The organism is Daejeonella sp. (assembly GCF_044232565.1).
In the GTDB taxonomy this organism is placed as follows: Bacteria; Bacteroidota; Bacteroidia; order Sphingobacteriales; family Sphingobacteriaceae; genus Daejeonella.
In genome coordinates this window covers 1-9619 of the sequence record NZ_JBIILQ010000093.1, presented here as the reverse complement: position 1 = coordinate 9619, position 9619 = coordinate 1, and the positions used below count along the sequence as shown (strand labels likewise).

The following is a 9619-nucleotide window of genomic DNA, read 5'->3' as shown; positions in this document are numbered from 1 at the left end:
ACGGTTGCCGACCGGTTTTCTAAGATCGGTTCTAAGCCCATTCTTCATAATCACGTGGTGTATGAGGTGGTTGAAGAATTTGTCAATTATTTTAAAGTAAGAGTTAGCGATAAAATTGAGTTTATTCTGTCTGGCGATAAGCAAGTGGAGGCTTTAGTAAATGTACCCTTATTTGATTGGGTGATTGAAAATATCCTTAAAAATGCGGTTAATGCCATTGATAATGAAGGTAGCATTAAAATAGAGATAAAAGAGAACTTGGTAAAAGAGCAAGTATTTATTGATATTACTGACACTGGTGCAGGCATACCGAGAATAAATTTTGATACGGTATTTCAGCCTGGATATACCACCCGCAAGCGTGGTTGGGGCTTGGGACTCTCGCTAACTAAACGAATTGTCGAGAATTATCATCAAGGCAGTGTTTTTGTAAAGGACTCTGAAATTGGAAAAGGTACCACCTTCCGCATTGTTTTAAAAAGTAATATGACTTATGTACCTACGACCGCAAGCTGATGAATTTCCTGTTTTTTATAAGGGATATATTGATACCGTAGGCGATGATGTTTTGGTAGAATTAGAAAGCCAAATCGACTCATTGCCAAAATTTTTGAGTGAAATTTCGGAAGAAAAAGCCTGCTATGCCTATGCAGAGGGCAAATGGACCATCAAAGAAGTTGTAGGGCATATACTTGATACAGAGCGTATTATGTCTTACCGTGCTTTGCGTTTTGCGCGTCAAGATGCAACAGCCTTGCCCGGATTTGATGAGAATGATTATGTAAAATATGCACATTTTGCCACTCGTAGTCTGCAAAGCCTTGTAGATGAGTTTATTGTGCTTCGGAAATCGACCATGTATTTGCTAAAATCTTTTAATGAAGAAGAGTTGAATCGCTCAGGAATTTCAAACGATAGACCGATTTCGGTACGCGCCTTGGTATATATTTTAGCAGGTCATGTAAATCATCATCAACATATTTTAAAGGAAAGATACTTATGATTTGGGCAGAAGAGTTTAGTGTGGAAGATTTAAATGGACGTCCTAAGGGACATATTGGTGAGGTTCTAGAAATTGAATTCACCGAAATTACACCCGTTTCCCTATCTGCTCGTATGCCCGTAAATGAAAAAACTAGGCAGCCTTATGGCATTTTACATGGTGGTGCATCGGTGGTATTAGCCGAAACTCTTGGTAGCGTGGCCTCCAATTTGGTAATAAATTCGGATAAATATATTGGAGTAGGTTTAGAAGTAAATGCCAATCACTTGAGGCCTGTAAAATCAGGCTTTGTAACCGGAATTTGTACGCCTATTCATATTGGAGGTAAAACCCATGTTTGGGATATAAAACTTTATGATGATCGCGGAAAAATGACTTGTGTGAGTAGGTTAACAGTTGCGATTATTCCGAAAACGTAAAAATAATCCCAATAAAGAATTTATCTCTGTTGGGATTATTTTACTTATAATTTTTATTTTTCTTTGCTTTCTTTCATCTCAATTAAATGAGAAATAAAGAGCCCTAATCCGCCAAAAATAGCGATTAATGAAAAATAAAGTGATGGGTTATTATTATATTCATTATAGTTCATAATGGTATTATCAAGCACAAAGGCTGTAAAAAGTCCAAGTCCAGCTCCAATTAATAACAAACCTATTTTGAGGATAATAAATGTTGGCGATTTAGGTTTTCGTGTTCCTGGATCCATGCCATTTTGAATCATTAACATGTTTTCTTGGTTTTGGAGATAGCGTATTCCCAAAATTGTTGCGAATAGTCCTAGGAAAAATAAAATCGGTACTAAAATTTCTTCATTCATATTAATCTATTTTATTTATTGTTTAAAAATTGTGCATTTTTCGATTCTATAAACTAAGACTACTTGCTTTTGAAAGAGGTTACATCTAATTAATGTTTTTTTATTTTCTACTGGATGTAACCTAAAGATCCTAAATGGCGTCACAAAAGATGATTAATGCGCGACGATAAAGATATAGACTTAATAAGCAAGGTGCTTCAAGGTGATAAAGGGGCTTATGCCCAGATCATCAAGAAACATCAACGATTTGTATTTACGCTTGCTTTGAGGTTTTCTAAGTGCCGTGAAGATGCAGAGGAAATTTCGCAGGATAGTTTCATCAAGGCTTTTCGTGCTTTAGCTACATTCAAGCAAAACTCTAAATTTAGTACTTGGCTTTATCGTATTGTTTATACAACCTCTATGACTTCTTTAAGGAGGAAAAGATTGGACACACAATCTATTGATGATGAATCAAGTATTATTCAAATGGAAGGTCACATTTCTGATCTTGGCGTAAATGATGTAGAACATAAATCTAAAATGTATTATGTTAATTTAGCGGTATCTCAATTAGCTCCGGTAGATGCGGCAATAATCACCCTTTTTTATCAAGGGGAGCAGTCGTTAGGAGAAATTGCCCAGGCCCTAGGCATGGAATCAAATACTGTAAAAGTAAAATTGCATAGGGCAAGACAGAGACTTAAAGAACAAATTGAAGGTATATTAAAGCAGGAAGTGAGGGATCTATTATGAACAATCTTGAACAATTAATCTGGAATTACTTAGATGGAATAGCTTCTTTCGAAGAAAGAAATCATTTGGAGCAATTATTGAAATCAGATGTTGAATTTATCGCTCTTTTTGAAGAAATTAAGTCGATTCATATCCAAATTTCTACACTCGAACTCGATGAACCATCTATGAGCTTTGGTCGTAATTTGATGGAAAAAATCCAGTTAGAACATAGCCCAGTACCTCAAAAATCATTGTTTGGTAAATGGCTTATCAATGGGATTGCCCTGTTTTTTATATCCGCAATCTTATTTGTATTAGGAATCCTATTCTTTAAAATAGAATGGAGCCAGTCGCCGGAAACAGCCTGGTTTGAATTTACCATGCCCCAATTTGCCCTTGATAATAGTTCTTACGGCTTTTTAATTAATCTCTTTATTTTTGTAGATATAATTGTTGTCCTCTACTTTTTTGATGTTTTTTTCAGCAAAAAGATGAAATCAAAGAATGATCACAATTTATAATCTTTAAAAGGCTGGTCTTTCCAAAGCCTTCTTTTGGAAACGCTGCAAGAGTATGGCAATCAGTATCACCAGTGTGCATCCCACAACGTTTAACCAAAGGAATGCCATGGTTTCCATCATCCATAAGGAAAAAATGATTACTTCGGTGATAATTGCGGCAATGAAAGTAGCAGACCCTCCAATCTTTTTGAGGTAAAAGGCAACAAGAAATATCCCGAGTATGGTGCCATAGAACAAGGATCCTAAAATATTAACGGCCTCAAGCAGATTACCCATTTTGCTCGCATATAAAGCCATCAGAACGCTTAAAATACCCCAAGCAATTGTTAGCCACCTCGAAACGGATAGGTATTTTGCGTCGGAAGCATTTTGATTAATGAGGCGCTTATAAATATCGACTACTGTGGTGGATGCCAAGGAGTTGAGGGCGCTTGCGGTTGATCCCATGGAGGCTAAAAAAATAATCGCAATAAGCAAACCTATTAGTCCCTGGGGGAGATACTTTGTTACGAAACTCAGAAAAACATAATTATTATCATTGGTCTCGGCCTCTGGATCGTTTTTCTTCATCAAATCGACCGCCTGCTGCCTAATTCCCTTTGTTTTTTTGTCGGCAGCTTCCAGAATGCTCCTTTGGCTATTGATAGCCTTTTCATCTTTTGCATCTAAAGCAAGCTCCAAATGCTTAATTTCCTTTTGCTTTTCACTAAAAGCATCCGAATAATCATTTTTAATTTTCTGAAGATCAGCACTGTATGCACTCCTTTCAAGCTTTCCTAATTCATAACTATTGAAGAAAATAGGTGGCTGTTGGTACTGATAAAAGGTAAAAACAAGAACGCCAATAAGTAGAATTAAAAATTGCATGGGTATTTTCACTAGGCCGTTCATTAATAAACCCAAGCGACTTTGGCCAATAGATGAACCTGTGAGATATCGTCCCACCTGACTTTGATCAGTTCCAAAATAGGATAATTGCAAAAAGAAACCCCCTATTAATCCGCTCCAAACGGTGTACTGATTATTCCAGTCGAAGGAGAAATCAATGGCATTTGTACGCCCCATTTTACCCGCAATTTGCAATGCTTTAGCAAAGCCAATACTTTCTGGCAAAAGCTTCACGACTAATATTCCGGCAATTAATAAACCAGAAAAAATAACCGTCATTTGTAGCATTTGAGTATAGGAAACTGCTTTTGTACCTCCATAAACGGTATAAGTGATGACCAATCCACCAATAAATAAGGTGGTGTAGGTGGTATCAATATCTAAAATTGTTGACAGAATAATGGATGGCGCATATATGGTTATTCCGGTTGAAAGTCCCCGTTGTACAAGAAACAAAAATGCCGTTAAAGCTCTAGTTTTTAGATCAAAACGTTTTTCGAGAAACTCGTAGGCGGTATAAACCTTTAATTTGTGAAAAATGGGGACAAAGGTAATGCTAAGTACAATCATGGCCAGCGGAAGGCCGAAATAAAATTGAACAAATGACATTCCAGATGAGAATGCCAATCCCGGTGCCGAAAGAAAAGTAATGGCACTGGCTTGTGTAGCCATCACCGAAAGGGTTACGCTATACCATGGAAAGGACTTATTTCCGAGGAGGAAACCATCGATGTTTTCTGTCCCGCGACTTTTATAAATGCCATAAGCGACAATTACAAAAAGAGTTAAAAAAAGGACTAACCAGTCTATTCCGCTCATTCAAAAGTTTTTGTGAACAGATAAAATAGTGCGATCAATAGGACCAGCCAAATAATCAAAAGAATATAAAACTGGTTCCAAGTCTTAACGAATGGAATTGGGTCCTGATCAGGCTTTTTCACCTTTTGGAACAACAACATTCATCCAGAAAGCTGCAGAGAGAAGTCCCAAGACTGCTCCTAAAACCATGTAGCCAATAGAGCCAGTAACCACGCAAGCAGTTGCAATACCACATATTACCGCTGGAACAATGTAATAAATTGATGTGTTTTCGGTTTTCATTTCCTTTTATTTAGTGATCAAATTTACAAATAATCTGTATGCTCTGGGTATTCTATAAGCTAATTCCCTAAAAATTACTAGAAATAGATAAATAGAATGATTTTTCAGGTTTGGTTTGAAAAATAAGGATTAAGGCTTTTTTAAAATGAGTGTTAGTTATCCCTTATGGCCTTAATCCCCTTTTTACCTCAAGTATTTAAGCAGCAAGCAGTGAAAATTAGCTTCAATATCATTTAATTAAACCACTGAATTTTTACCGCTTACTAACTAAGTCAATACACTAAGCTTCCCTTCTAATTTCAAGCCTTAAATTCAATCATCAAATAGATTTTTTTGGTCATGGCAATAGATTTAATTTTTCTAATAGACCTTGATTAATTATAAAAATCCCTTTTGTTTAAAAATTTAACCTAAAGATAGAAAGCGAATGAAAAAAAAATTATTCAAAATAGGATTTCTCTTCATGGGAATTTCCTTGATCACTTTGGCTTGCAGAAAAGAAAGAAATGGAAGCCCACCGGATGGAATTGAAACCTTAAGTAAGGAGGAGGTGATGAGTTTTCTTGGTAAAGAAGAAAATTCATTAAAACCTAAAAATTACGATGAGAACTACGTAACACCTGATTTTAGTAATATAAGTATGGAGAAACTCAGCAATAGTTCTCAACTAATTGCCGTAATTCCTGCGACCACAATTTATCCAGAACATTACAGCAGGATACTATTAGTTAAGGTAAACAAAAAAATTACTGCTATTATTTTTTCTATGTATGCTGATAATAGCTCACAATTAAATAAATTTAGTGGAGAGATATTAATTACGGATTTACAAGGTAGTTTTATAAATGGGTTTAGGGCTTCTGAAGGTATCCTTAAGACACAGTTCATAAAAATAATTAATGCTAAAAGTTCAAATACTTCTATGAGTACGAGCGTATTGAGTAGTAAAAATTCGAAGGAATTGATGTATGGATCTGGTAGTACCTGTTCATATCATGAATGCTTTGAGGGTTCCTCTTGTATAGAATGCGTTCAGGCTCTTAAAGAAGTAGTCATAACTGCTTCGGCGAAAATAAATTTTATAGAGCTTCGCTATTGGTCTCCTATTAAGTTTTCATCCGATGAATTTTCAAATATTTCTTGGGATTTTAGTTATGAAGGACTTATAATCAAGGGTACAGCTTCAGAAGGGCCCACGCCCTGTTGGTCAGGATATATTAGAACTGCAAACAACGAATGTGTACCTCTACCATGCCCAGGCGATCCGGTAAGAAACCCGGAAATTGCACCACAAAATCGGTCTAAAATACCGGGAGGCTTGCATAATACTTGTGCAAGAAAGGAAAAAAATAAAATTTGCTATGGAAAAGTTGGTTACAAACTACACAATGGCGTAGATATTAAAAATGACCCGGGCAATCCTATTTTTGCCATGTATGATGGTAATGCCACGATAAAATATGAAGAGGATGGAGCTGGTCACCATATTGCCATTACTTCGTCAATTAATGGCGATAAGGTAGAATTAACTTATTTCCATTTGCAAGAAACTGGAATGATATCTGGGCCAGTGCAAGCAGGAGATATTATCGGATACCAAGGAAGGTCGGGCAACCTTGACAATGCTATTAAACAAGGCCATGCCATTTCACATGTGCACGTGAAAGCAAAGAAAAATGAAATTATGACAAATCCTTTAAATTATTTTGCAACAAAAATTGATCCTAAAACAGGAATTGCATTAAATCCTTGTTTTTAACCAAACTTAAAAAACACACTTATGAAAAAAATAATTATTTGCCTCTTTGCAACTTTAATATACGGTTCAGTAGGCTTTGCTCAGTTTAAAGGAAACACCTTAACAGAAGAGGAATATTATGCCATAAAAATTAATGATATTCTTATAGGAGATATCATTGATACACGGGGTGATTTTTCTAAATTAAAATTAATGTTTGGGAATGATTTGCAATACAAAACCTATGATAAATCATTTGAAGTAGTTGAATATTGGAATAATAATATTATCGTCCGCTTTGAAGAGGAGGATAAGACTTTGACTTATGTTAAATTACATTATCCAATTACATTAACAATTAAAGGGAAAAGGATAAAAATTGGAGATGATGTGAGTGCCCTCGGACTGGTCAAGGTTGACACCTCTAATGGTGAGTATTCGATTTACTTTAATGATGAAGAAACTTTAACAGCAAGCTTTACCATTGAAGTAAATCCTAGTACAAAAAAAATAACGAAAATTTATTATATCCTTTTTTAATTAATCACTTGAATACTCGGTTTTGAAGACACGACAGGTATATATTCAATAAGCTACTAGTAAAAGTAGCTTATTGAATCCCTATAAACTGGTTTGAAGATTTCAAACTATTTGTAAATCTGAAGAGCTATTTTCCGTAGCATATGTGAGCATATCTATCCTACGATCAACTAAATATCTTTATAATAATATCATATTGAAATATGAAAAAAATCGTTTTTGTTTTATTAGTTTCACTTTTTTACAACCAAATAAGTTTGGCTCAGTTTAAAGGAAACACCTTAACAGAAGAGGAATATTATGCTGTTAAAATCAATGATTATCCACTATTGGATGTTATTAGAACGCGTGGTGATTATTCAAAATTAAAATTAATGTTTGGAAATGATTTGCAATACAAAACTATTGATAGTCCGAATTCTGGAGTAGAGTTTTCAAACAGTAAACTATTTATGCGTATAGAAGATGAGGATAATACTTTGACTTATCTTGAATTGTATTATCCAATTACATTAACAATCAAAGGGAAAAGGATAAAAATTGGAGATGATGTGAGTGCCCTCGGACTGGTCAAGGTTGACACTTCTAATGGTAAGTATTCCATTTATTTTAACGATGAACGAACTTTAACAGCAAGCTTTACCATTGAAGTAAATCCTAGTACAAAAAAAATAACGAAAATTTATTATATCCTTTTTTAATTAATCACTTGAATACTCGGTTTTGAAGACACGACAGGTAAATATTCAATAAGCTACTAGTAAAAGTAGCTTATTGAATCCCTATAAAATGGTTTGAAGATTTCTAACTATTTGTAAATCTGAAGAGCTATTTTCCGTAGCATATGTGAGCATATCTATCTTACGATCAACTAAATATCTTTATATTAATGTGTTATTGAAATATGAAAAAAATAATTATTTGCCTCTTTGCAGCTGTTTTATACAGCCAAATAAGTTTTGCTCAATACAAAGGAAATCCAATAACCTTGAAGGAATATTATGCTATAGAGATTAATGGCATTACTATTTTAGATCTTATTAGGACTAATGGCGATTATTCAAAATTAAAATCAATGTTTGGGAATGATTTGCAATACAAAACTATTGATAGTCCTAATTCTGGAGTAGAATTTTGGAACAGTAAACTATTTATTCGTTTTGAAGAGGAGGATAAGATTTTGACAAACCTCAAATTGTTCTATCCAAACACCATCACAATTAAAGGGAAAAAGGTAAAAATTGGAGATGATGTGAGTGCCCTCGGACTGGTCAAGGTTGACACTTCTAATGGTAAGTATTCCATTTATTTTAACGATGAACGAACTTTAACAGCAAGTTTTACCATTGAAGTAAGTCCAAGCACAAAAAAAATAACAGAAATCTATTATATCCTTTTTTAGTAATTATCCCTAAAAATTTGGAGATATTTTTTTAATAAGCTAGAGTAGTCTGCAGGCCTTTTTTATTTAAAGACTCTTCAATAAGCTAACGCAGGTAAAATAGTAAATTGGGCTAACAGATAAATTAATGTATTCTTTATTTTTTCGAATGAAGGACCTCTTAAACTGAAAAAAGCGGTCAGATTTTAAAATCTGACCGCTTTCTCAAAAATTACATTAAATAATGAAAATTAAAGCTTTTGTCCTTCTTACAAAGTACAATCACTGCATGATTGTAAGGAGTTCGACTAGTGTCGGAAAATAGCTTTTTTTGATTAACCTTTATTTTATAAAATTACGAATTTTCGGTATTTCTGTCAAATAAGTTTTCCACAATCTATTCTCAAGATTAGCATAGTTTTTCAGCTAAAACTATCTGACATTAATTATTTATTTTTAAGGGTGCTTTCAAAAAGTTTGAAAATACGTTTGTACTCATCTGTCCAGCTAGAAGGTTCAACAAATCCATGATCTTCAACTGGATAAGAAGCGAGCTCCCAATTTTCCTTTTTTAGCTCGATTAATCGTTGTGATAAACGAACAATATCCTGAAAGTGAACATTGACATCAACCATTCCATGAGCCATTAAGAGGTTCCCTTTTAATCCTTCAGCAAAATAAATTGGCGAACTTCTTTTGTATGCTCTTTCATCATTAATAGGCTCATTTAAAATGTTTGCAGTATATCCATGATTATAATGAGCCCAATCGGTCACCGAACGTAAAGCAGCTCCTGATTTAAAGACTTCTGGTGTTGTAAATAAGCCCATCAAAGTCATAAAACCTCCATAAGATCCGCCATAAATTCCCACATTTTCCGGATTAACGCCATATTTTTCTACTAGCATCT

The 9619-nt window shown here is 34.4% G+C and carries 13 protein-coding genes; 9 read left to right on the top strand and 4 right to left on the bottom strand.

The window, feature by feature from the left end:
• The 3 genes from ACILQF_RS06840 to ACILQF_RS06830 form a co-directional block, all read left to right on the top strand.
• Positions 1–516, top strand: a 516-nt coding sequence (locus ACILQF_RS06840) for an ATP-binding protein (protein ID WP_395626672.1), incomplete at its 5' end; no start/stop codon positions are given.
• Positions 494–1003 carry a DinB family protein gene (locus tag ACILQF_RS06835; RefSeq protein ID WP_395626671.1) on the top strand — a complete coding sequence of 170 codons (510 nt, stop codon included), beginning with the start codon at positions 494–496 and terminating at the stop codon, positions 1001–1003. The genes ACILQF_RS06840 and ACILQF_RS06835, both read left to right, overlap by 23 nt.
• A complete protein-coding gene (locus ACILQF_RS06830; RefSeq protein ID WP_395626670.1) occupies positions 1000–1422 on the top strand; it encodes a hotdog fold thioesterase in 423 nt (140 codons plus the stop codon). Before ACILQF_RS06835 ends, ACILQF_RS06830 begins: the two co-directional genes overlap by 4 nt.
• A 53-nt stretch (positions 1423–1475) precedes the next feature.
• Here ACILQF_RS06830 and ACILQF_RS06825 read toward each other — a convergent pair whose 3' ends face one another.
• Positions 1476–1823 carry a DUF6249 domain-containing protein gene (locus ACILQF_RS06825; RefSeq protein WP_395626669.1) on the bottom strand — a complete coding sequence of 116 codons (348 nt, stop codon included), beginning with the start codon at positions 1821–1823 and terminating at the stop codon, positions 1476–1478.
• 156 nt (positions 1824–1979) lie between these two features.
• Here ACILQF_RS06825 and ACILQF_RS06820 point away from each other — a divergent pair, with 156 nt between their 5' ends.
• Together ACILQF_RS06820 and ACILQF_RS06815 are read left to right on the top strand one after the other, a co-directional pair.
• Positions 1980–2558, top strand: coding sequence for an RNA polymerase sigma factor (locus tag ACILQF_RS06820; RefSeq protein WP_395626668.1), 579 nt, complete (start codon positions 1980–1982; stop codon positions 2556–2558).
• Complete coding sequence (locus ACILQF_RS06815; protein ID WP_395626667.1) at positions 2555–3061, top strand: hypothetical protein; 507 nt, start codon at positions 2555–2557, stop codon at positions 3059–3061. Before ACILQF_RS06820 ends, ACILQF_RS06815 begins: the two co-directional genes overlap by 4 nt.
• Positions 3062–3064: 3 nt before the next feature.
• On the opposite strand, the gene ACILQF_RS06810 is transcribed toward ACILQF_RS06815, so the two are convergent.
• Positions 3065–4768, bottom strand: a complete 1704-nt coding sequence (locus ACILQF_RS06810) for a sodium:solute symporter (protein WP_395626666.1) — start codon at positions 4766–4768, stop codon at positions 3065–3067.
• Positions 4769–4876: 108 nt separating this feature from the next.
• Positions 4877–5050, bottom strand: coding sequence for a hypothetical protein (locus tag ACILQF_RS06805; RefSeq protein ID WP_395626665.1), 174 nt, complete (start codon positions 5048–5050; stop codon positions 4877–4879).
• Positions 5051–5477: 427 nt separating this feature from the next.
• Here ACILQF_RS06805 and ACILQF_RS06800 point away from each other — a divergent pair, with 427 nt between their 5' ends.
• The 4 genes from ACILQF_RS06800 to ACILQF_RS06785 all read left to right on the top strand — a co-directional run bounded on the left by ACILQF_RS06800 (position 5478) and on the right by ACILQF_RS06785 (position 8730).
• Complete coding sequence (locus tag ACILQF_RS06800; protein ID WP_395626664.1) at positions 5478–6809, top strand: M23 family metallopeptidase; 1332 nt, start codon at positions 5478–5480, stop codon at positions 6807–6809.
• A 21-nt stretch (positions 6810–6830) separates the two neighbouring features.
• On the top strand, positions 6831–7328 hold the full coding sequence (locus ACILQF_RS06795) for a hypothetical protein (protein WP_395626663.1): 498 nt from the start codon (positions 6831–6833) through the stop codon (positions 7326–7328).
• 203 nt (positions 7329–7531) lie between these two features.
• The gene (locus ACILQF_RS06790) at positions 7532–8029 is read left to right on the top strand and encodes a hypothetical protein (RefSeq protein ID WP_395626662.1); all 498 of its coding nucleotides are present in this window, start codon (positions 7532–7534) and stop codon (positions 8027–8029) included.
• Positions 8030–8232: 203 nt separating this feature from the next.
• Positions 8233–8730, top strand: a complete 498-nt coding sequence (locus ACILQF_RS06785; protein ID WP_395626661.1) for a hypothetical protein — start codon at positions 8233–8235, stop codon at positions 8728–8730.
• Positions 8731–9155: 425 nt separating this feature from the next.
• Here ACILQF_RS06785 and ACILQF_RS06780 read toward each other — a convergent pair.
• The coding region (locus ACILQF_RS06780; protein ID WP_395626660.1) for an alpha/beta hydrolase family protein at positions 9156–9619 on the bottom strand (464 nt) is incomplete at its 5' end.